We start from the raw sequence: 23,763 nt of genomic DNA on the forward strand, positions 1-23,763 counted from the left end.
GTCTTTTGTTTGTAGTTAGTATAATGTTTGATATGAATTTTAAAGATATTTTTGAACATCAAAAACAGTTAGACATTTTATTTACAAACTCAATGAAACAAAGAAATCAAGAAATTAATTCAAAAAAAATTTCAATGCAAAAAGTCATGGCTTTAATAATTGAAATCGGAGAATTCGCAAACGAAATTGAATCTTTTAAATATTGAAAAGTAAACAAAAAAAACAATATTGAAAAAATGAAAGAAGAATATGTGGATGCAATTCATTTTCTTAGTTCACTAGCTAATGAACACAATTTGGACTATATTTTAGAAGCTAAATTTGTTGAAAGCAAAAATTTAGATGATCAATTTTTAAAAACTTTTTATTTAGCAACAAAATTTGGTTATTCTAAAAAAACAGAAGATTTAAAAGATCTTTTTGAACACTTTTTAGCCTTCATTTTCCTTCTTAATTTTACTTTTGAAGAAGTAAAAAGTGCTTATTTACAAAAAGCAAAAATTAATCTACAAAGAATCAATTCAAATTATTAAAAAAACCAGCGATTGCTGGTTTTTATTTTGATAACATTTTTTTCAGATTATGTTTGTAAATTTCAACTCCTGGCTGGTTAAATGGATTAACATCAAGTAAAAATGCTGACATAGCACAAGCTCTTTCAAAAAACATAACTAATCAACCAAAAGTTTCAGCACTGTTATCTTTTAATTTTAAAACCATATTCGGAATTTGTGCTGTTTGTGAATGGGCTTGCAATGTTGCTTTAAAAACCATTTCATTTAAACCATGAATTGAAATAGAGTTCTCAGCTAAATAATTTAAATTATCTTGATTTTGTCTACTTTTACTTACAACTAGGTTATACATAGGTTTTTGAATAAAAATCGAAGTTTCAAAGAAAATTTGTGATCCTTGTTGAATAAATTGACCAAGTGAATGCAAATCAGTACTAAAAATTACTGAAGTTGGTAAAAGTCCTTTTTTTGCTTTTCCTTCTGATTCACCAAATAATTGTTTTCATCATTCATTAAAATAAGCTAGATTTGGTTCATAACCTATTAAAATTTCTGCTTGTTTGTTAAATTTTCTATATAAAATATATCTAACTAATGCATAAACATATGCTGGATTGAAATTTCAAATATCTAAAGATTGTGAATATTTTTGAGCTGCTAATGAAGCTCCTCTAATTACTTGATGAACATCAATCCCTGCACATAACATAGGGAAAAATCCAACAGCTGATAAAACGCTAAATCTTCCTCCCATATCATCAGGAATTTTAAAAATATTTTCATTTGGATAATTTGCTTTTGCAATTTCTAATAAAGCACCTTTTTGTCTATCTGTTGTTACAAAAACTAAATCTCTTGCACCTTCTTTTTCTTTTAGTTCCAAAAGCTTTCTAAATTCTCTAAAAGCAATTGCTGGTTCAATTGTAGTTCCTGATTTTGAAATTACATTAATTGCAAATTTTTTAGTACTTGCATAATTTAATTTTTGATATAAATCAGTTGAAGATAAAGATGTTCCAGCAAAAATAACTTCCAATGACTTTGTTTTATCCACATGAGGTAAGTTTCCTTTTACAAAGTCAATTGCTGCCTTTGCACCTAAATATGAACCACCTATTCCAATGACAACTAATAATTCAACACCTTGTTCTAAAAGTCTATTTTTAATTTTTTGCATTCTTATTAGCTCTTGATAGTTATATGATTGTGTATTTTGTAGCCAATCATATTCAGAAAATTTAGCTCATCCTAAAAAATTTTGCCCTTCAAAATCTAGTTTTTCAGGAATTCCTTTTAAAACTGAATTAATTTTTTCATGATTTTGTTTAATTAATTTTTGATATTCTGGTTTTTGAATTTCTGATTTTCAATCAAAATCGACATCATGAATTTCAAATAAAATATTGTTTTTTACTTCTGTTGTATTATTTAACATAATAAATCCTTTATCCATAAATATTTCTTCTAATTTTATTAAATTTTTCAACTAAAACCTATAAAAAAGAAGGATTTTTTAAAAAGGATTTTTTAAATCTGTTAAAAATCATCTATTTTTTGTTCTTTTTCTAACAAATTATTAAATTTTTTTCTAAAAATTTCATAAATAGTTTCGTCAAAAGGATCAGTACCCAAAAGAAAGGAAGACATAATACAAGCTCTTTGGAAAAATATCACTAATCATCCAAATGTTTCTGGACTGTTATCTTCAAGTTTTAAAATGATTTGTGGTATATTTCCAGAAATTGAATGTGCATCAACAGTAGCTCAAAATGAAGCTTTATTGACTTCATGCACGGTTTTTTGTGCATATTTATCAAGTTGATCTTTTCTGAAAATATTATGTTGTTCTTCGTTTATTAAAATATCATAAATTGGTTCTTTGATGAACATTAATGTTTCAAAAAATAGTTTCGATCCTTCTTGTAAAAATTGAGCATATGTATAAATATCAGTAGTAAAAATTGCTGAAACAGGCAGCAAACTTGTAATTTGGGTTTGGGATGTTGAAGTAGAAAAGTCTTCAAATTCTATTGTATTTTCTTCATTTAAACTTTCAAAATCTTCATATTCCTTTTGCAAATCTTGTATTTTTTCTTCATTATTGTTTTTATTTAAATTATTTGTTAATTTAGTATTTGATGAAGCAAATAAAAGTCTTCACCAATTATTTAATGAAGCAAAAAAAGGTTCAAATCCTATTAAGATTTCAGCTGATATCCCTTTTTTCTTATAAAGTAAATAGCGCGCAGCTGCATATTGATAAGCTAAATTAATTCGAACATCTGGTTGATTAAAAGCTGCATTTGCTTGTGCGGCCCCTTGAATGAGTTTTTTAATATTAATTCCTGCACACAACATCGGAAACAAACCAATAGGTGAAAGAATTTGAAATCTTTCGTCAGTATTTGTTTCAACAGAAAATAATTTGAAGTTATTTAAATTTGCCATTTGTTTTAGAACACTTTGATGATTTAAAGTTGTAGTTACAAAAACTCTATCAACTATATCATCGTGAAATTGTCTAATTAATAAATTTTTAAAAAATCTAAAAGCTAAATGAATTTCAAAGTCATTTCCTGATTTTGAGATTAAATTAATTGCAAAATTTTTACCTTTGACATAATTGAGTTTTTGCACTAACTCAGTTGAAGATAAACAATTTTCAATAAAAATAACTTCCATATTTTTTTTATTTTTGGATTCCAAAGGTAAATTTCCAAAGACAAAATCAATAGCTGCTTTAATACCTAAAAAAACTTTGGCTGATGTTATAACAACTAAAACATTCACCTTTTTGGATTGCAATTTTTTTACAATCTTTTTCATTTCACTAAGTTCGTGGTGATTAATGTTATTGTGAAAATCTAGTCAGCTTAAATTCTTTAAAATAGATGAAGCTTGACTTTGGATAATTTCGTGAAATGTCTTGATTTTATTTTGAAAACTAGTTAATAATTTTGGCTTTTTTTGCTTTCTAATACGCCTTATTTCTGTATCTAATTCTTTTTCAATGATGAGATTGATTTTCATTTTTCTTCAATTTCTTTATCAGCTGCTTTTTTCAAATTGTCAAAACCATTTAAAGTAGCTTGTAATACATATGTGTTTATTTTCTTAGTGGATTGTGTTTGTTTTTTAGTTACTAATTTGTGTGTGTTTGTACTTGTTATTTGTATATCAAAATTTGTGTTTACATTTTTAAAAGAAAGTGATGCTTTTTTATTTGTATGATTAATGCTTAAAATTTCTAACTTAACTTTTTGGCCAATTTCAAAATTAGTCGCTGCTAAATCCTTTATAAATTTGTTGCTTATTTCATTTACAAAAACAACACCTTGATATCCTTCTGGCATATCTGTTCAAAAATATTTTTCTTTAATTTCTTTAATAATACAAACAACTACTTGTCCTATTTCCATATTCTTATTATACAACTTAGAATTATTAAATTTATTTATTAGTAATCAAACAAAGTAATTTGGTGAGTTTCACTAAGATCTTTAAAAACTCCCATATCTTTTAATTTTTTAATAACTGTTGAATTCACACCAGCACGTTTTTCAAAATCTTCAATAGAAGAAAAGGATTTTTCTGTTCTTGCGGCAATAATTTTAGCTGCATTTGCTTCTCCAATTCCATCTAGTGAAGAAAAAGGTGGAATTAGTGAATTATTTTCTTCATTAATTACTCATTGTGTTGCTTGTGAAAGATTTAAGTTAATTTTTTCTATTTCAAAACCACGAGCTTTTAACTCTTCAGCTACTTCTAAAATAGGAATTAATTTTTTCTCTTTTTCAGATAATTTGTCTTCTTTTTTGCTGTTTTCTCTTTGTTTTAAAGCCATTATTTGACTAGATAATTGTTGTTTTGGTAAAAGTAAAGCATCAATATTTTTAAAATCGATTCTAATAGAAAAATAAACAGAATAAAAAGCTAAGGGATAATAAAGTTTGTAATATGTAATTCTTCAAGCCATTAAAACATAAGCTGCGGCATGTGCTTTAGGAAACATATATTTAATTTTTTTAAGTGATTCAATATATCAAATTGGTACATTATGGTTTTCGAGAATTTGTTGTTGTTCAACTGTTATTGATTTTCCTTTTCTAACTGATTCCATAATGTTAAAAGAAACAAGAGAATCAACACCTTTGTTTATTAAATAAAGCATAATATCATCTCTACAAGAAATCACATCACGAAGAGTTAAATTATGTTGTGAAATCAAGGCTTCTGCATTATCTTGTCAAACATTAGTTCCATGCGAAAGACCTGAAACTTTTATTAAATCTGAAAATGATTCTACTCTTGCTGTGTTAAGCATTCTACGAACAAAAGAGGTTCCAAATTCAGGTAATCCTCGTGCGCCATTTTGTTCTCCTGGAAGGTCTTTTGAATCTATATTTAAAGGTTCTAATGAAGAAAAAAGTTTAATTATTTTTGGATCTGATTTGGGTATATTTTCAACTTTTGTATTTGTTAATTTTTCTAATTCACGAACCATAATTGGATCATCATGTCCTAGAAGATCAAATTTTAGAACATTATCATGAATATTTTCAAAGTCAAAATGAGTAGTTTTTCAATCTGAATTATCATCATTAGCTGGAAAGTTAATAGGTGTGAATTCTTCAATTTCTAAATCATTTGGAATAACAATAATTCCACCTGGATGTTGTCCTGTAGTTTTTTTAACTCCACTTGTTTTTGTAGCTAAAAAATCTAAAAAAGTGTTTGAATACATTGAAAATTCATATTCATTTGGATGTTCATTTAAATACAATCGTGTTTGAATTTCATTTAGTTTTTTCGCTAATGAAAAAGCTGATTTTTCTGCATAACCTAAAATTGTTCCAGCTCTAAAAGTAAATTTTTCTCCAAATAATTCTCTAATGTAATTATGTGTTTGAACTTGAAAGTCTCCAGCAAAATTTAAATCAATATCTGGTACTTTATCAGCTTTGAATCCTAAAAAAGTTTCAAAAGGAATGTTTTGACCATCTTTATCATATAAAATGTTGCAAGTTTTACACTTTTTGTCTTTTAAATCAAAGCCAGATAACACATTTGAATCAGTTGAAAATTTTACATTTTTGCACTGATTGCAAACATAGTGCGGCTCAAGTGGATTTACTTCTGTTATCCCGATTAAATAAGCAACGACAGAAGAACCAACTGAACCACGAGAGCCAACTTTTTGACCTTCTGATTTAGCTTTATCCACTAATTCTTTTGAAATTCAATAAACAACATCGTATCCATTGTCAATAATTGGATTTAGTTCTTTTTCGATTCGTAAAGCTATTTGATCTGGAAGATTTTCTCCATATTTTTCGTGTGCTTTTTGATAGACTAAATGCTTTATTTTTGAAGCAGAATCATCAAATTTTGGTGGATAAAGTTTGTCTTTAATTACTTGTACTTGTTCTACTAAATCAGCTATTTTGTTTGGATTTCTTACTACAATTTCATCAATTAAATCTTGATCTTCTAAAAATGCAAACTCAGCTTTTAATTCTTGTGTTGTCATAAAATATTTTGTAGGAAAAATGTGATCTTCTTTTTTATCTGTATCACCACCGAAAAGATTATGAGGTTTTCCTCCAACACCTTTTGCATAAATGTAAACCAAATGAAAAATTTTGTCTTCTTTATTAATATATCTTGGCTCTGAAGAAGCAACAATAAGTTTTTTGTGTTTTCTAGCTAGTTCAATAACTAATTTTAATCCTTTGATAATGTCTTCTTTTTTTATTTTATTTCTTTTAATAAGGTGAATAAAAGAAGAAGGAGTTGGAATTTCTATAAAGTCAAATTTTTTAATAAATGTTTCTAAATCATTGTGATGATTATAAAAAAGAATTTCCATTAATTGTGAATCTAAACCACTAGTTCCTCATAATAAATTGTTTGAAGGTAGAATTTTGTCATAAAAAAGAAGCGGTTTAGAAAGAAAATTATCTGTATTTGACAAGCTAACTAGTTTGAAAAGTTCTTTTAATCCTTGTTGATTTTTAACAATAACTCTAATTTCTTTAGAAAAAAGACCTCTTCTTTTAAAATCCAAAATATTTGAACCAACTTGATTCAAACTATTTAAATCCTTAATGTTTTTTTCTATTAATTTAATTAAAAACTGATCTCATACTTTTGCTAAAACCTCAGCATCATAACCCCCTCTATGCGATTCGGTTTCATCATAATGAATTGAAGCATTTTTTGCCAATTCTTTAAGATTATGTCTTTTTTGTGTAGGGGCTAAAAACCTACTAACTTCTAAAGTATCAATTACTGGTTGTTCAAGTTCATATAATTCAAGTTCTTTAAAAAACTCAACTAAACATCCATAATCAAATCTTGCGTTATGTGCTACTAAAATACTATTTTGAAAAATTTGCTTGATTTTGATAGCTGCTTCTTCAACTGAAATTGCTTCATTTTCTATCATTTGATTTGTAATTCCAGTTAAGTCGCTAATATATGAAGGAATTTTTTCTTTAGGTTTTATCAAAAATTCATGCTTTTCTAAAATTTGTCCATTTTGTCAAACAACAGCACCAAATTCAATTAATTCATTAAATTTAGGTGAAAGGCCTGTAGTTTCTAAGTCAAAAACAACATATCTTGCATGTTCTAAATCTTGATTTTGTCTAAGATTTAAAACTTTAAAAATTTTTGAATGAGTAGTAGAAAAAGTTGAACCATAAATAGCTTTAATTTTTGCATTTTTACAAGCAAAATAAAAATCAGGAAAAGCTTGAACAGATTCGAGATCAGAAATTCCAATAGCACTATGTCCTAATAATTTTGCTATTTTCACATAATCTTGAGCGTTCGTAACTCCATCCATTGTTGACATTTTGGTTCTTGCAAATAGTTCAACTCTTTTTGTATTTGCTTCATCAACTCTGATAGGGAAAAAATTATCAATTTTTTCTATCTTATCGGATTTAACAATAATATCTCTTGTGTAAAAATCTTTAGTAATTTCTCCATATACATGAATAAAATCACCTATTTTTAAATCCAAAAAATTCTCTGGATTGCAAAAGTGATTAATAATTATTGCTTCTTCATAATCACTAATATTTATCATTCTTAAAACATTTTTATTTTTGGTAACTTTGTCCTCAAGTTTGTAAATTTGACCTTGAATAGCAATGAATTGTTCATTTGCTGTTCTAACTTCTTTAAGTTTTAAGGGAACATATTTTTTTGATTTAGAAAATTTTGTTCTGCTAAATGTTTTTAAAGGTTTGACTTGTTGTTGTGCTTCTTTTTGAGCTTGTTTAAGATTTTCTTCTTTTTGGTTGGTTAAGAACTCTTGAAAAGCTAAAGCTTGTTTTTTAATGTTTTCGTAATCTACTACAAAATTGATATCGATAAAAGATAAACCGAATCTTTTTAATAAAGAAAGTATTTTATCCTTTTTTGCTTCTAAATCTTTGGCAATTTCTTCATCCATAAAATAAAATCAAAATTCACGTGCTTTATTTTGTAAACGAAATTGATTAAAAAAGTCTTCTTTTTTGTACAAAGTAAGATAAATAAAATTAATATATTTTAAAAATTCTTCTTTTTCACAATATTGTTGTTCGTATTCAAAAAGAATTTTATAATTAAATTTTTGAAAAAAAGATTGCTGAATTTTTTGCTGAAAATTAATAAAATCTTGGAATTTGAACATATTCAAACTTTTTATTTTTAAAATATATTTTTTTGAATCCTTTGTGATTATTTCTTCTAAACTAGCTTGGGTTTCAAGTAAATAGCTTGGAATGACATAATTAATATTCTTGCAAAAAGAGATAAAAGATTGGTTATCGTTCATAGTTTACTCATTTTATCAATTTTCTAAAATTAGAAAAGGGAAATTATTGGCGAAATTATTGAAAAAATTATTACAACTAAAAAGGTTGAATCAAAACGATCAAAAACTCCTCCATGACTCTTAATTAAAGTAGAGAAATCTTTGATATTTAGGCTTCTTTTTATGAAGGAAAATAGTAAATCACCTAGTATCGCTGCTATTGGTAAAGCAAAGAAAGAAACTCCAATTAAAATACTTAATTGAACACCTGAGTAATTTATTGAAAAATAAGGAATAAAATAAAAGGCTAAAGCAACAAAAGTAGCAGAAAATAAAAATCCAAAAAATACTCCTTCTCAGCTTTTATTTGGTGAGATTTTACTAAATCCTTTTTTGATTCATTTTCTTCCTAATCAAGAACCAAAAAAATAACCAAAAACATCATAAAATGAAGCAATTAAACCTAAAACTACCAATAATTCAATTTTATTTATATTAATAAAAAATAAAAATTTTGCGAATGTTCCTATCAAATAAGAAAAAACTAATCTAATAATAAAATTTCTTGTTCTTTGCCTTCATTCTATAGGTTCAAATAAAGCACAAACTAACACTAAACCAAAACTAATTAAGTAATTTTCTCAACTTTTATAATGTATTAAAATGAAGGAATTTAAAGACACATCCCCAGTTTCTATACTAAATCTAAACTCATTAAAAGGAAGAATAAAAATACAAAAAATATTAATCAGAACAAGTAAATTAATAACTACATTTTTATTTAATTTTGCAAAAATCTCATAAGCTCCGTAAGAAAAAATAGAAAAATAAATTATAAATCCAATAATTCTACCAGGTAATCCTGCGTAATAAGTGATAAAAATAATGGGTAAAATAAAAAAAACTATCAATATTGCTATTGATGATTTTTTTATTATTTTTTGACTTTTGTCAGTTTTAAATAATGAAAGCATAATTTTAAAAACTCATTAAATTGGCTGATTTTTCTGAAAGTACTTTATCAACTTCTTGAATTTTTTTATCAATTTGTTTTTGAAGTTCGATAAGAATTCTTCTTTCCTCGTCTTCACTATATTCTTCTTTTTTCACCAATTTATTTACTTCTTGTCTTACTTGTCTAATTTCAACTTTTGCTTCTTCATCAAATTTTTTAATGCTTTTAACTAATTCTTGTCTCTTTTGTGTAGTTAACTCAGGAAGAATCAATCTTACTTGATGTCCTTCGTTTTGGATTTGTACATCTAATTTGTGAGCTACAATTGTTGAGGCTATTTTTTTAGTTACATTTTGATCATATGGTTTGATAAGAAGTTGTTGAGGAGATGGAACACTAATAGCAGCAATTTCACCAATTGGAGTTAAAGAGTCATAATATTCAACTTTTAAATAAGAAACTAGTTGTGGATTAGCTCTTCCGATATTAATTTTTGATAAATTTCTTTCTAATTTTTGAAAAATGTGATTTGATTTTGAATTTATTATTTCTATAAAATCTTTAAGTTCTAATTTTGTTTCCATATTATTATTTTACTACCTTTGTGTGTTTTATGTTTCCATTAATTACTTTAACTATTGAATGTTCTTCTTTGATATCAAAAATTAATAGTTCTAAATCATTATCTTGAGCCATTGTAAAAGCTGTGGAATCCATAACTTTTAAATTTTTCTCAATTGCATTATGATAAGTGAGGGTTTCAAAATGTTTTGCATTTGGATGTGTTTTTGGATCAGCATCATAAACTCCTGCAACTTTGTTTTTACCAACTAAAATTTTACGAGCTCCCATTTCAGCAGCGAACAATGTAGAAGCACTATCAGTTGTGAAATAAGGTCTTCCTGTTCCACCAACAAAAATAATTATATTTCCTTGATCTAAATATTTTTTTGCTTTTTCTGCAACATAATATTCACACACTCTTGAATCTATGTCAATTGAAGAAAGAACTCTAGTTTTTAATCCTTCTTTTTTAAAGCCAGATTCTAAAGCTAAACCGTTCATTAAAGTTGCCAACATTCCAATGTAATCAGCTTTTGTTCGCATTATTCCGTTTTTTTCAGCAGAAGTTCCTCTTCAGAAATTTCCTCCGCCTACAACTATTAAAATTCTATAACCTAATTTAACAACTTGTTTTAATTGAGATGCTACATTTTTGACTAATTCATAATCTATAGCAAGTGATTTTTCTTTATTAGCTAAACTTTCTCCTGAAAGTTTAAGTAAAATAGTTTCTTTTGTCATATTTAACCTTAATTTGTTTTTTATTTTACTTGAATTTTTGTTTTTTTCTTCAACTTTTCCTAATTTTTTTCATTTTTAGAAAAAATATTTAAAAAAAAGAAAAAAAGGGTATGAAAATAAAAATTAAGAGGTTTTTAACAAGAATTGTTCCAATTTTTGCACTATTATCAAGTACTTGAATTCTTGGAATGTCTGCAGCTGTAAAAAAAGAGGAGGCTGAATATGAAGTAAATTACGCTTCTTTATATGAAGAAGTTAATTTTTTAGAAGATTTAGATAAATATAAAGCTTTAGATGAAAATAAAATTGTAATTTTAAAATACAAAGATGAGCAATGAACTAATAATGGTTTATCAGAGCATATTAAGGTCATTACTAAAATTTCTCCTAAATCCATTGTTGAAGTTAAAGAATTTGCCACATCTGATGAATGATTTAAGATTTTAGATGAAATCAATCCCAAAACCACAAAATTTGTGCTTCATTTATACAATGATGTTCCGTTTTTTTCAGATGTTGATTCACCAGCAAATCTTCAAAATAATTTTTTAACTTATTTGTTTTATACAAAAGGTTTAATTAATATTTTTAACAAAGATGCTAATTCAAAACTAGCTTGAGATACTAATAATATTGTGTTAGTTGGAACTTATGGCTCTTATAAAAATGATAAATTTTTACCTGGCCAAACACAGAATTTATACAAAACTAATTTTAGTAATAATAACAATGGCATAATCCAACCCAACATCTTTATCCCAAAAATATCCTTCAAAAAAGAAGAAAAAATTGAAACTAGTTATGATCCAAAACTTTCAGCAACTGTATTTGCTGCACTTGCTTCTAAGTTAAATATGTTAGCAGAAACTAAACAAAGTTACATTAATAAAAACTTGAAAATTCTTAATGCGATTTATGCAAGTGCAAAGCAATTTGAAAAAAGAAATATTTCTTTTAATGGTTTTGATACACAATTAGGTTTAGGTAAATTTAATTTTTCAGGAGCTTGAGAAATTCTAAACAAAGATGAAAATAATCCAGAAATTATTTCTAATAAAAAAAGTAAAGATTTTATTTATGAATTTGAATTAGATAAAGATCAGCAAATCCAAGCTAGTATCTTGTTTGTAAAAATTAATTTTTCTTTTGATCCTGATCCAAGATATTTTAATATTTGAAAAATAATTGCTATACCTTTCAAAATTCAAATAAATTTTTGAGAAACTCTTTTTAGCGGTAAGAATGTTTCGGAAAACATTTTCAAGGATATTTTTGTTCGAAATGAAGCATTTGATATATATCTTGAAAAATTTATTGGACAGTGAGAAAAAGTTGCTTTTTCTAATTCTTTAAAATCTAATGTTGAAAAAATCACTTATAAAAGCGATATGAAAACAAAATATAGAATTGTAATCAAACCAGAAAAATTAATTTATACCTTAGAAGATAGTTATTTCAATTTAGCTATTTTAAAAAAATAACTATGTAGGGAGTTTTATAGGTGCATTAAAGTCTGAATTGGGTAGATCTGTACTATGAGCGTGGAAAGAAAGTAAGATAGATGCTATTATGATTCCACATACAAATCAAATCAATGTGAAATATCATTGTTTTTTTGCACCGGATCTTAAATGAATAAATTCTGGCACTAATTCAACAATAACCACAAAAGATAAAATTGCTCCACCGGATGCATTTACAATTGGTAAAATTCAACCTGCTTGTTCTAAAAATCTATTTATAAAAGCACCAATTGTGATAATTGGAATTAATAAAACAGTAGTTAATAAATTATAAACAACGGCTTTTCAAACTTTTTCACCATATTGAATTTGTCTGTAATAAATAATTAAAATCTCGATTAAAATGTGAGCAACAAAAGTTATGATTAAACCATAATTAAGCTTTTGTCCAATACTGATTTTAGAAACAATAGAACCCAAAATAAATCCATCTATTGTTCTATGTGAAAGAAGTAAAATAATAGCTAATCAAGCTGCTTTTGGATTATCAATATCTTTAAAATTTATAATGTGATCATCATGATTGTGTTCCTTATGATTGGAATGTGTTTCGTTGTTGAATTTCTTAACAAAGAAAAAACGAACAATAAAAATAGTAAACACACCCAAAATAGCACCTGAACCAACTAAAAGAGCTACTCAAAACTGACTATTTTCTGCTCAAAATAACTTACCTGTTTGAATAGCTTGTTGAAATGTAAATTTTTCAGCATTCTCATAAGCTTCACGCAAAAGACCTGCTGTTGCTACAATGAGCAAAAGTCCAGCACTTAAAGAATAAAGATAAGTGTTGGTGATTTTTTTAATTCTTGGCTTAACTACTGCAATAATTAAAATCAAAAATATAGGAACAACTAAAATTATTAAAATAAAAATTATTAAATTAACTAAAATAGCAACATTTAAATTGTTATTAAAGTTATCTGCTGTATATGGAAAAATAATTTTTTCCTCTTTCTACATATAATTAAAATTTACTTGATTATTAGAGATTCTTCGTTCATTTCTAAAGGTTTTTCAATCTCTAAATAATCTAAAATGGTAGGAGCTATGTTAGCTAATTTACCATCTTTTAACTTTAATGATTTATCAGTTGTAATTAGCATAACTGGGAAAGTTGTATGTTTTGTAGAAGGTTGGTGATTTTCATCCTCTGTTAGTTCAGCATTTCCGTGATCAGCTGTGATAAACAAAGTTGCATCATTTGATTCTACTCAATCTTTAATTCTACCAATTTGTTGATCTAATACTTCAACTGCTTTAATTGTAGCTTGCAAATCTCCTGTATGACCTACCATATCTGGATTTGCAAAATTCATAATTACAAGATTATATTTATGAGCATTTGCTAATAAAGCATCTGTAATTTCTTTTGCTGACATTTGAGGAGCATTTGCATAAGAAGCTACTTTTAATGAATCAACTAATATTCTATCTGATTTTGGTAATTCTATATCAAAACCACCATCCATAAAGAAAGTAACATGTGCATATTTTTGAGTTTCTGCAAGTCTTAACTGAGTTAAATTATGCTCAGAAATGACCTTTCCTAAAGGCTTTTTAACTTCAACTTCTTCAAAAGCTATATCTGTTGCAAGTCCTTCATATTTCATCATAGAAACAAAAACATTAACTTTAACTTTGTATTCTGATTTGTAAGTATACAATGAAGAATCCAAAATTAAATGAGTTAGTTGTCTTGTTCTATCTGGTCTAAAGTTGAAAAAAATTATAGATTGATTATCCTTTAAAAATGAAGAAAAATCAAGGTTTTTATTAATTGCTGGAACAAAAAATTCATCTGTAATATTTTCTTCATATTGTTGATTTATATATTCACTAACATCACTAAAACTAACATTTGATTTACCTAAAATAGCATCAAAACCTAATTGAACTCGATCAAACATTTGGTCTCTATCCATTGTATAAAATCTTCCTGCTATTGAACCGATTGTATAATTTTCAAATTGAGCCAAAAGTGTTTCTAATTTCTCAATAGATTTTAAAATAGATTTAGGTGCAACATCTCTACCATCACCAATAATGTGAACTACTACTTGTTTTACACCATAGGCTTGTGCAGCTTTTAATAATTCAAACAAATGAGTTTCTGATGAATGAACACCACCTGGAGATAATAATCCAATGATTTGTAAAGGAGTATTTGTTTTTTTACTATTGTCAAAAGCTTTAATAAATTTTGGATTTGAAGCAAAAGTTTTTTCTTTAATTGCTTTATTTATCAAAGAAATCCCTGTGTGAACAACAAAGCCTGCACCGATGTTTAAATGTCCTACTTCACTGTTTCCCATTTGTCCTTCAGGTAATCCTACAAATTCTCCTGAAGCTTGAATAATTGAATAAGGATATTGTTTAAATAAGTTATCAAAAACTGGTGTGTGAGCTAAAGCAAAACCATTTCCTTGAGTTTCTTTTCTTAGTCCTAGACCGTCAATTACCATTAAAATTACTGTTTTTGTTTTCATTTTTTTCCTGTTTTTACTATTTAGCATTTTTTACTGAACGCATAACAGCTTTAATTTGTGATTCTGATGGTTTTTTACCCATTTGCATATACATTGCTTTTATCATTTTTTCATTAATTGGCGGATTGTTTTTAATTTGTTTTTCAAACATTCTTCTAGAAACAAATAACGCAATGATTCCACCAGTAATGAATAGAATGATTCCAACTGCAAAAACTATTCCAATTCACCCACCCAGAGAAACACCACCTGCTTCATTAACTACATTTTGAGTTACTTGTGTCTCTGCAAAATTAATAATTTTCATTTTTCTCCTTGATTTGTTAATTGTCTTTAATTATAAAGCTTTTTTATAAATTATTTTTAGCATATATTAACTCTTGTATTTTATCAAGCACTTTAACAGGCTGAAGTTTTCATTCTAAAAAGTTAATCACACATAGAGGAAAGCCTTTAAACTCAATAAATTTAACCATATCAAAAAACTTTGAATATTTTAATATATCTCCGTAATATTGCAAGTTATCTACAATAATACCTAAAACCATTTTTTGCTTCTTAAATAAAGCAAAATCGAATTTTATTGTACCTATTGAATAATTATTTACGATTTGTATATCAGCAATTTTTTTAGAAATTACTTGAATAATTTCTTGTTTGAAATCTAAGAATTTATCTTGTGAATTTGTAATAAAATTTAATTTTTTATCCTCTTGTGAAGCATAATTGATTTGTTCTTCATGAGTTAAATCTAAAAAGTTTAATCATCTTTTGAAAACTGCAATATCTTCACTTTGTGCTCCACTTTGAATATCTTCAGATTTTACCGATTTAACAACAACAATTTTTTCACGAGCTCTTGAGGTTGCAACATTTAAAGCATTTTTTCCACCTTTTTTAGAAACATAAGTTGAATGTCAACCTGTATTTTTATCATAAGCAACTGAAATTATTAGTAAATCAGCTTCATCTCCTTGAATGTTTTCAAGATTTTTTACTAAAACTTTTTCTTGTGTTATTGCTTCATCTAGTTCAGGATATTCTTTAAAAATAATATCTTCAATTGTTTTTTGTTGTTGAGCATTAAAAGTTAATAAGATTATTTTGTTATATTTGTTTAGATTTTCTAAAGTTTTTTTGATTACAAAATCAGCTTCAACTAAATTTTGCCCATTAATTCAAGCTCCATCTAGATTAAAAACTTCAATACAATTTAAAAATTTAGAACCAAATTGATTAATGATATCAAGTTGTGAATTGTAAAATTCTTTGGAATTAAAAGTCATTAGTGCAGCATGTTGTGATCTATAATTTTTATCTAAAAGATTTTGATATACTCCTTCACTAACAGCGTGATCTAAAATTGAACTAATATTTAAAGTTTCATCCTCATCTTCAATATATTCCCCATAACTAGAAGCAAATCACCTAGTTGGTTGCATTTGTTCTTTATCACCTGCAAAAACTTTAATTTGTGCAAGATATAAGATTGGTAAAGCTTCTTCTAAAAACATTTGTGAAGCTTCGTCAATTATTGCGTAATTAAATTCTTCTTTTTCATACATAGAAAGATCTGTTGAAGGTGTAGTAATAATTACTGAATAAATAACTTTGATTACTTCACTGTATTTTAGAAAAAATTTGTATGGATCTCTTGTTTTAGTTCTAATTTCTTTTGCAAATTTTTTATAAGTTGTGAAATTATCTTGAATATAATCATTTAGTTTATTATAAATTTTTTTAACCTGTCATTGGAAAATTTCTTCTGGTGTGTTTACTTGTTGTTTTGCTTCTTTTTTGAAGGTTAAAAAACTATGAATATTAAAAATATCTTCAGGTTTTAGCCTATCTAAATGGGGCAAAATATTATCTAATTCACCATCGTATTTACTCAAATGTGTCAAGATTATATCAGCATCGTGTCAAGCAACTCTTTGTTTGGACAAAATTAGTTTTTGAAAAAAAGTAAGCTTTTTATTTGTTTGTGATTCAATAATATTTTGAACTAATTTAGATTTTTTGGTTGGTGAAATTCTTGGATTTAATTTTATATCTTTTGATAATTTAAAAAGCTGTACAACTGCTTCTTCATTAAATTCTGGCATTGATTTTCTAATTTCTTTATAAACAAAAATAGCAGCTTCAAAATTAGAAGTAAAAATGTTATTTAAAAGTGTTAAATAAGTTTTATCACTTTGATTTACAATCTCTAATGAATTAATCGGATGAGCTTCTTGAAAATTTTCAAGATAGTTAATTAACTCTTCCATTGGTTTATAAAACTGAGTTTTATCCATATTTTTGTCATTTAGTAAAAATAAACACAACAAAGATAATTTACCCAATCTGTTTTTAAAAACTTCTAAAGCTGCTTTTTTTTGTGAAACTACAAGAGCAGAACGATTAATAATTAAAATATTTGAAAGAATATTGGCTATTACTTGAGATTTTCCTGTTCCTGGAGGACCTCAAATAATTGTATTATGTAATATAGCTGAAACATGTGCTCAATCTTGTGAAAAATTAGTGTGATTTATTTTGAAAAAAGCATTTAATTCATCTTCAAAAATTGCTTTTTCGATGTTTCTTTTGTAAACATTTTTATTAAATTCTACTTTAATAATAGATCGTGGATCATCGTAATTAATTATATTTTCCAATGAACGTCTAAGATAACCACCTGAAGGTTCGAAAAAACCCAAAACAATTCCAGAATGAAAAATAATTTTTTGATTTCTAATGTCATTCATTGCACTTTTGTCAATTTTGTCATCAAAGTCAGGAATCTGGTAATCAGGTCACAAATACTTTATTTGTTCTTCAAGTTCAGCTATTGTTGCTTGTGAAAAATCAAAATCTAACTCAAAATTATTAAGTTCTTGTGATTTGAGAAAAATTTGTAGTTTTTGATTTACTTTAATTTCTCCATTAGATGTCAAAATTGGAAGTGATTGTCTTAATTCAATATTTACTTCTTTAAAAAACAAAGGTGCGAATATTGTTTTAGTATCGGTTTTAACGCTAATGTAACAAAAACCAATATGAACTGGTCAAATGTTTCTTTCAGCATTGATTGAATTTGCTTTTCTAATATATTTTTTTCACTTAATTGCAGATTTTTGAATTTCTTTTTCAAAAAAATCAACAACATCTTTTTTAGCTTCTTCAAAATCTTGATTTAGCGCTTTAGAAAACTTTTTTTCTACCTCTGTCCGATACTCTTCAGCTAGTTCATAAATTTCATCTGCTGAAAGAGCTTTTTCAATTTTTTCCTTCTTTTTCTGAAGAGAGTCATTGGATAAATAAATTGCAAAAGTTGGTTGAACAGATATTTTTCTTCTATCTTGTTTGGATAAAAAATCAACTAAATCAATAAAATCTGAATTATCAACTTTAGCAAACAAACAACTATCATTTCGCTTAATATCAATCAAATTATCTAATAAGCGTTGATAATTATCTGAATCTTGTTTTTTGTTTCAATTTGAATTATCCATTGTTTAAAACCTTTTCTTTTAATTGAAGAGCTATTGTAGATGCATTATTTCCAACAATCAAGTTTAAAGTGTTTTGACTTAAAACCACGCCTGAAATTCCGTTTAATTCTTTAATTTTATTAAGATCTAAATTTTTGGAATTATTCAAAGTTATTTGTACTCTAGAAAGTGTATTGTTTATGTTTGCAACATTATCTTTGCCTAGCAAATTTATCAAATCTTCCAAACTAAAAGGTATCTTATCGGAAGTAATAAAAGTTGTGTTGACTTTGTTGTATTTTTTTGCCCAATATTTTGTAATTTGATTAAAAGTAATAATTTTTAAAAAATAATAAATAAATTTTGATGCTTTTCTCATAATAAACCTTTTTATCTTAAATTATACCTTTTATGCTAAAATAATAAATTATGAAAAATAGAATTGTGAGCGGAGTTACTGCCACAGGAAAACTTACTTTAGGTAATTATTTAGGTTCTATTAAAACAATGGTCAAAATGCAAGAAGAATATGAATCCTATATTTTTGTAGCAGATTTACACGCTCTCACAGTTGATATTAAACCAGAAGAGCTTAGAGAAAATAAAAAAGATATTTTTGCATTTTATTTGGCTTGTGGAATCAATTCAGAAAAATCTATAATATTTTATCAATCTGATGTTGCAGAACATTCTGAATTAGCATGAATTATGCAAACTCACACGTCTATAGGTGAACTATCTAGAATGACGCAATTCAAAGATAAAAGTAAAATTAAAACTGATAACGGAACTGAAACAATTCCAACTGGTTTACTTACCTATCCAACACTAATGGCAGCTGATATTTTACTTTATAATCCTGATTTTGTTCCTGTCGGAATAGATCAAAAACAACATATCGAATTAACAAGAAATTTAGCTTTGAAACTAAATAATAAATATAAAACAAAATTTAAAGAAGTTGAAATTATGACTCCAAAAATTGGAGGTAAAATTATGTCTTTAACTAATCCTACTAAAAAAATGTCTAAATCAACTCAGCAACCTAATTCAGCCATTTTTTTACTTGATGATCCAGAATTAGCTTACAAAAAAATTCAAAAAGCTATCACTGATTCAGAAAATAAAATTTATTTAAGTGATGATAAACCAGGTGTTAAAAACTTACTTACAATTTTTTCTTCACTAAAAGAATGAGAAATGGAAAAAACTTTGGAATTTTTTAAAGATAAAAACTACAAAGATCTCAAACATGAAGTTGGTTTAATAGTTAAAGAATTTTTAATTCACATACAAAGTGAATACAAGAAAGTTAAAGATAATATAGAAAAATATAGTCAATTAGGTAAAGAAAGAGCTAAAGCTGTAGCTTCTGAACACCTAAAATTTATTAAACAAAAAATAGGTTTATAAAATGAAGAACATCAATAAAGAACTAAATCATAGTGCTTCGCATCTATTAGCACTTGCTGTAATCAAACTATTTCCAGATGTTCAACTAGGATTTGGGCCTGCTACTGATGAAGGCTTTTATTATGATTTTAAATTTGTAAATCCTTTATCTGAACATGATTTGATAAAAATTGAAAAAATGATGCAAAAACTTGCTAATAATAACTTTGTTATGAAGCAAACTCTAGGAACACAAATTGATTTTTCCAAACAAATTTTCAAAAAAGAATTATTAGATCAATTTACTTCCGAAAATAGAAAAATAACCTTCTTTTCTATAGTAAATCCAACTAAAAATGAATATCTTTTTGAAGATCTTTGTGCTGGTGGACATATAGAAAATATGAAGCAAATCAAGCATTTTAAACTCCTTAGTATTGCTGGTGCATACTGAAGAGGAAAAGTAGAAAATGAACAATTAACTCGTATTTACGGAACTGCTTGAGATACAAAAGAAGAATTAGAAGAATTTCTACACATATTACAAGAAAGAAAAGAACGTGATCATAGAAAATTAGGTAAAGAATTAAAACTTTTTACCTTTAATAAGTTATTTGGTCAAGGTTTTCCTATTTGATTAGAAGATGGAATGAAAATTGTTAATAAAATCAAGGAAAAAATCTTGTTTTATGACAAAAAATATGGATTTAAAGAAGTGTTTACTCCACACTTTGGAGAACAAAAATTATACGAAATCTCAGGTCATTTCACGCATTATAAAGAAGATATGTTTGGTGCTTTAGTAGTAGAAGGTGAAAATCTAATTCCTAGACCAATGACATGCCCTCACCACATTATTTTGTTTGACACTTTCAAAAAAAGCTATCGTGAGCTTCCTTATAGAATTTCAGAACAATCAAGACTATATCGTTATGAAAAATCAGGTGCTTTAACTGGTCTTGAAAGAGTTAGATCTATGTTGCTAACTGAAGGACATATTTTTGTAGCTAAAACTCAAATTGTAGATGAATTTAAACATCTGTACCAAATGATTTCCGAAGTGTTAAAATTCTTCAAAATTGAAGTAAATTATGTTTCTTTTTCAAAAAGAGATCCAGAAAATAAAGAAAAATTTTTTGATGATGATCAAATGTGGAACCAAGCTGAATCAGATCTTGAAAAGGTTTTAAAAGAACTTGGTGTTGAATATCAAGAAAAAATTGGTGAAGCTGCTTTTTATGGACCAAAAATTGACTTTCAAATCAAAACAGTTTTAAATCATGAAATTACAATTTCAACTTTACAACTTGATTTTTTACTACCTAAAAAATTCGATATTTCTTTTATAAACCAAGATAATGCAAAAGAGACTCCGATTTTAATTCATAGAGGTTTAATTGGAACTTATGAACGTTTTGTTTCTATTTTATTAGAACAAACAAAAGGAATTTTACCTTTTTGATTAAGTCCAAAACAATTTGTAGTAATTCCTATTGAAAATTCCAAACACTCTGATTTTGCACTTGAAATTGCTAAAAAATTAGAAGAGCTTAATTTTAATGTAACAGTTGATGATAGAAATGAAAGAATAAACAAAAAAATTAGAGAAGCTCAAATGCAAAAAACCAAGTTTCAAATTATCGTTGGTGATCAAGAAGTAGAAAACAAAAATATTACCTACAGAGAATATGGGCAACAAAATTCTAATACTTTAAACTTTGAAGACCTTATTAAATTTATAAAAGCAAAAATCGAAAATAATGAATAAAAAAATAACAAAAATACCTGATGGAATTTTTTCATTTTTATTAGTTATTATTCCTTTTCTCTTGATTTTTTTACTTTTATCTCCTGAAATACATGTTAAATATGATAATGTAACTAAAGAACTAGTTCCTAGTATAAGTTTTGGAGTATTTTTTTCAATAGGGTTTGTCTATTGATTAGCCATAACTCTTTTATCTGTTTTGTTCTACTATTTAAGAATGACAAAATTTTCATTTCCTTTTTATAATTCAGTATTAGCGTTATCTTTTTGAATGATAATGTGTACTTATCCCCTTACTAATCAAGGTTATACTTGACTCAGAGTACTTATTATAATTATTTCTATTTTATTAATTATTCCTACCTTAATTCTTTACAAATATCTATCTGAAAAAAGAAACAATAAATTTTCTAAAAAAATGAATAATCATAAAAAAAACTATAAAAGAAAAACAAAATCTTAAATTTAATAAATCAATAATAAAAAACAGAGTTTAAACTCTGTTTTTTATTATTTAAAATATTTTAAATATTCTGAATAACCTTCTTTTTCCATATCACTTTTGGGAATAAACCTTAATGAAGAGGAATTAATACAATATCTTTTACCACCAAATTCTTTTGGACCATCATCAAAAACATGTCCCAAATGTGAATTTGCTTTTTTAGAACGAACTTCTGTTCTTTTAGCAAATTTATAAGAATAATCGTCTAATTCAACTATGTCTTCTAAATCAATAGGTGTTGTAAAAGCTGGTCAACCAGATTCTGAATCGTATTTATGAATTGACAAAAACAAAGGTGTTCCATCAACTATATCAACATAAAGTCCTTCTTTATAATTATTGTAATATTCATTTTCAAAAGGTTTTTCAGTTTTGCTATTCTGAGTTACTTCATATTGAAGTTCAGTTAAATGTGAAAGTTCTTCTTTTTTCTTCATAATTCTATATTTTATAAATTAATTCGTTATCTATCATTGCTTGAACAATTGCTTCTTTTGCTTCTTTTTCATCTTCTCCTTCAATTTCTAATTGAAAGATTGCACTATGTTTAATACCTAAAGCCATTATATTCATAATTGACTTTAAATTTCCTTGTTTTCCACCAGAAATAATTTTAATATCTGATTTAAATTTAGAAGCTATTGAAGCTATTTTGGAAGCTGGTCTTGCGTGAAAACCAATTTTATCTATAACAACTGATTCAAATGTTTCCATATCTTCTCCTAAAAATTAATTTGATAATATTTTACTATATTTACTTATATTTAATTCTTTAAAGTATCAAGAAAAATTAATCCATCTATTTTTCCTTCTTTTTGGAAGTTTTTTAAACAAAAAAACAAAAAAATATGAAAAGTTCAAATCACAGACTCGAATACTTATATAATTTTTATAAAAAAAATTGAAGTACATTATTTGAAAATTATATAATTATATAAAAGATATTTGAGCAGTTACTTATACAATAAAAAGGTGTTAAATTTAAATAATAGTTAAAATTAGAAAATACAATAAAATAATATTTTTTCTTTAACATTAATTTCTTCTACTTTTACTTTAATTTCTTGTAATAATAATGTTTCTAATGATAAAAATAAAAACAAAGATGTATTGGATAATAAAATAGAAATTCTTAAAAATAAAGAAAATTTAAATGAAAAAATTTATTATTTTGATAAGAATTTTTTAGACATCCGAAGTGAACAATGAAATCAATATTTAAAAATGTTTAAATCCAAAACTTACTGACTGTCAAATTATAGTGATAAAATCTTTGATCGAGGCTATCTGACTTCCGAAGAAATTAATTTGTTGAAACAAGAAGAGGAAAAGAATTCAAAGTTGAAAATTCCTTTTTTTTATAACGAAGTTATGGTTATAAAAAATTCCCAATATATAAAAAAATTAGAAAAATCAAAGTGATACCAACATTAAATAAATATATTTCAGATACTTTTGACAAGTGACAATGGAAGAGGTTTTTTCTAGTAATGATATATACATATTAAAATCTTATTACAAAGGTTTTTCATATTCTAGATATGGTGGTGGTGGTTGAAGGCTGAAACCGTTTTTTAAATTTATTAAAAAAACAAAAAAATTATATATTATTGATACAGAGTGAAATAATGGTAAACACTCAAGAGATGTAAAAGATTTTGTAGGCCATACAGGACAGATTATAACTATTTTTTTATACCAAAAAATCAAAATATTACTTTATTTCCTTCATACGATATAGTTGATATTCTAAAAAATATAACGAAATAACAGTCCAAAATCCTTCATTTTTGAAGGATTTTTTAATTTTAACTTAGTATTTACTTTTAAAATTTAGTTAAGTTTTTAAAATAATGAGCCCAAAAAATGAGGTGATACCCTTTTCTTAATAAAATTTTAAATAATTAAATTAATTATAATTTGAAATGAATGTTTCCCTAAATTTAATGGGAGACATTCATTTTATTCTATCTTCAGTTCGTTTGTGATTGTAATAATAAATATAATTTGCAATTGCTTTGTGAA

Annotated in this window: 21 protein-coding genes; 6 read left to right on the top strand and 15 right to left on the bottom strand. The window is 25.9% G+C overall.

The features are described from left to right. Nucleotides 1–32 precede the first annotated feature (32 nt). Nucleotides 33–533, top strand: coding sequence for a dUTP diphosphatase (locus F801_RS0101950; RefSeq protein WP_014335711.1), 501 nt, complete (start codon nt 33–35; stop codon nt 531–533). Nucleotides 534–555: 22 nt separating this feature from the next. Here F801_RS0101950 and F801_RS0101955 read toward each other — a convergent pair whose 3' ends face one another. From F801_RS0101955 to pyrH, 7 genes are all read right to left on the bottom strand, one after another. Further along, nucleotides 556–1,950, bottom strand: coding sequence for a glucose-6-phosphate isomerase (locus F801_RS0101955; protein ID WP_023518740.1), 1,395 nt, complete (start codon nt 1,948–1,950; stop codon nt 556–558). Nucleotides 1,951–2,051: 101 nt separating this feature from the next. Next, complete coding sequence (locus F801_RS0101960; protein ID WP_015084287.1) at nt 2,052–3,545, bottom strand: glucose-6-phosphate isomerase; 1,494 nt, start codon at nt 3,543–3,545, stop codon at nt 2,052–2,054. Then, on the bottom strand, nt 3,512–3,934 hold the full coding sequence (locus F801_RS0101965; RefSeq protein ID WP_015084288.1) for a S1 RNA-binding domain-containing protein: 423 nt from the start codon (nt 3,932–3,934) through the stop codon (nt 3,512–3,514). The genes F801_RS0101960 and F801_RS0101965 overlap by 34 nt, the downstream gene beginning before the upstream one ends. A gap of 38 nt (nt 3,935–3,972) precedes the next feature. After that, nucleotides 3,973–8,346, bottom strand: a complete 4,374-nt coding sequence (locus tag F801_RS0101970) for a PolC-type DNA polymerase III (protein WP_015084289.1) — start codon at nt 8,344–8,346, stop codon at nt 3,973–3,975. Nucleotides 8,347–8,375: 29 nt separating this feature from the next. Next, entirely contained in the window at nt 8,376–9,299 is a 924-nt protein-coding gene (locus F801_RS0101975) for a phosphatidate cytidylyltransferase (protein WP_027332470.1), read from the bottom strand. Between the two features lie 4 nt (nt 9,300–9,303). Next, nucleotides 9,304–9,864, bottom strand: coding sequence for a ribosome-recycling factor (locus tag F801_RS0101980; protein ID WP_014335717.1), 561 nt, complete (start codon nt 9,862–9,864; stop codon nt 9,304–9,306). A gap of 4 nt (nt 9,865–9,868) precedes the next feature. Then, a complete protein-coding gene (gene pyrH, locus F801_RS0101985; RefSeq protein WP_013302411.1) occupies nt 9,869–10,585 on the bottom strand; it encodes a UMP kinase in 717 nt (238 codons plus the stop codon). 110 nt (nt 10,586–10,695) lie between these two features. On the opposite strand from pyrH, the gene F801_RS0101990 reads away from it, so the two are divergent. Further along, on the top strand, nt 10,696–12,066 hold the full coding sequence (locus F801_RS0101990; RefSeq protein WP_015084291.1) for a hypothetical protein: 1,371 nt from the start codon (nt 10,696–10,698) through the stop codon (nt 12,064–12,066). On the opposite strand, the gene F801_RS0101995 is transcribed toward F801_RS0101990, so the two are convergent. The 5 genes from F801_RS0101995 to F801_RS0102020 all read right to left on the bottom strand — a co-directional run bounded on the left by F801_RS0101995 (nt 12,067) and on the right by F801_RS0102020 (nt 18,452). Beyond that, the gene (locus tag F801_RS0101995; RefSeq protein WP_015084292.1) at nt 12,067–12,948 is read right to left on the bottom strand and encodes a ZIP family metal transporter; all 882 of its coding nucleotides are present in this window, start codon (nt 12,946–12,948) and stop codon (nt 12,067–12,069) included. A gap of 134 nt (nt 12,949–13,082) precedes the next feature. Then, complete coding sequence (gene gpmI / locus F801_RS0102005) at nt 13,083–14,597, bottom strand: 2,3-bisphosphoglycerate-independent phosphoglycerate mutase (RefSeq protein ID WP_014335720.1); 1,515 nt, start codon at nt 14,595–14,597, stop codon at nt 13,083–13,085. Between the two features lie 16 nt (nt 14,598–14,613). Beyond that, nucleotides 14,614–14,904, bottom strand: a complete 291-nt coding sequence (locus F801_RS0102010) for a YneF family protein (protein WP_013302415.1) — start codon at nt 14,902–14,904, stop codon at nt 14,614–14,616. 43 nt (nt 14,905–14,947) lie between these two features. Beyond that, nucleotides 14,948–18,094 (bottom strand): DEAD/DEAH box helicase, encoded by a 3,147-nt coding sequence (locus tag F801_RS0102015; protein WP_020104572.1) that lies wholly within the window; start codon nt 18,092–18,094, stop codon nt 14,948–14,950. Next, nucleotides 18,087–18,452 (bottom strand): PTS sugar transporter subunit IIB, encoded by a 366-nt coding sequence (locus F801_RS0102020; RefSeq protein WP_013302417.1) that lies wholly within the window; start codon nt 18,450–18,452, stop codon nt 18,087–18,089. The genes F801_RS0102015 and F801_RS0102020 overlap by 8 nt, the downstream gene beginning before the upstream one ends. A 50-nt stretch (nt 18,453–18,502) precedes the next feature. Here F801_RS0102020 and trpS point away from each other — a divergent pair, with 50 nt between their 5' ends. Genes trpS through F801_RS0102035 form a run of 3 tightly spaced genes read left to right on the top strand, consistent with a single transcriptional unit; the run spans nt 18,503 to nt 21,696 of the window. Then, a complete protein-coding gene (trpS, locus tag F801_RS0102025; RefSeq protein ID WP_015084295.1) occupies nt 18,503–19,486 on the top strand; it encodes a tryptophan--tRNA ligase in 984 nt (327 codons plus the stop codon). A gap of 1 nt (nt 19,487) precedes the next feature. Further along, nucleotides 19,488–21,233 carry a threonine--tRNA ligase gene (gene thrS / locus F801_RS0102030; RefSeq protein WP_013302419.1) on the top strand — a complete coding sequence of 582 codons (1,746 nt, stop codon included), beginning with the start codon at nt 19,488–19,490 and terminating at the stop codon, nt 21,231–21,233. Next, the gene (locus F801_RS0102035; RefSeq protein WP_014335725.1) at nt 21,226–21,696 is read left to right on the top strand and encodes an MAG3450 family membrane protein; all 471 of its coding nucleotides are present in this window, start codon (nt 21,226–21,228) and stop codon (nt 21,694–21,696) included. The genes thrS and F801_RS0102035 overlap by 8 nt, the downstream gene beginning before the upstream one ends. Nucleotides 21,697–21,743: 47 nt before the next feature. On the opposite strand, the gene msrB is transcribed toward F801_RS0102035, so the two are convergent. Together msrB and F801_RS0102045 are read right to left on the bottom strand one after the other, a co-directional pair. Next, nucleotides 21,744–22,175 carry a peptide-methionine (R)-S-oxide reductase MsrB gene (gene msrB, locus F801_RS0102040; protein WP_020104573.1) on the bottom strand — a complete coding sequence of 144 codons (432 nt, stop codon included), beginning with the start codon at nt 22,173–22,175 and terminating at the stop codon, nt 21,744–21,746. Between the two features lie 4 nt (nt 22,176–22,179). Continuing rightward, the gene (locus F801_RS0102045; protein WP_014335727.1) at nt 22,180–22,452 is read right to left on the bottom strand and encodes an HPr family phosphocarrier protein; all 273 of its coding nucleotides are present in this window, start codon (nt 22,450–22,452) and stop codon (nt 22,180–22,182) included. Nucleotides 22,453–22,848: 396 nt separating this feature from the next. Between F801_RS0102045 and F801_RS0102050 the strand changes: the two genes are divergently transcribed. Beyond that, on the top strand, nt 22,849–23,172 hold the full coding sequence (locus tag F801_RS0102050; RefSeq protein ID WP_014582700.1) for a hypothetical protein: 324 nt from the start codon (nt 22,849–22,851) through the stop codon (nt 23,170–23,172). A 475-nt stretch (nt 23,173–23,647) separates the two neighbouring features. On the opposite strand, the gene F801_RS04310 is transcribed toward F801_RS0102050, so the two are convergent. After that, the coding region (locus F801_RS04310) for an IS3 family transposase (RefSeq protein WP_155225892.1) at nt 23,648–23,763 on the bottom strand (116 nt) is incomplete at its 5' end.

The sequence above is a fragment of the Mesomycoplasma hyorhinis ATCC 17981 genome (genome assembly GCF_000383515.1).
Taxonomy (GTDB): domain Bacteria; phylum Bacillota_I; class Bacilli_A; order Mycoplasmatales; family Metamycoplasmataceae; genus Mesomycoplasma; species Mesomycoplasma hyorhinis.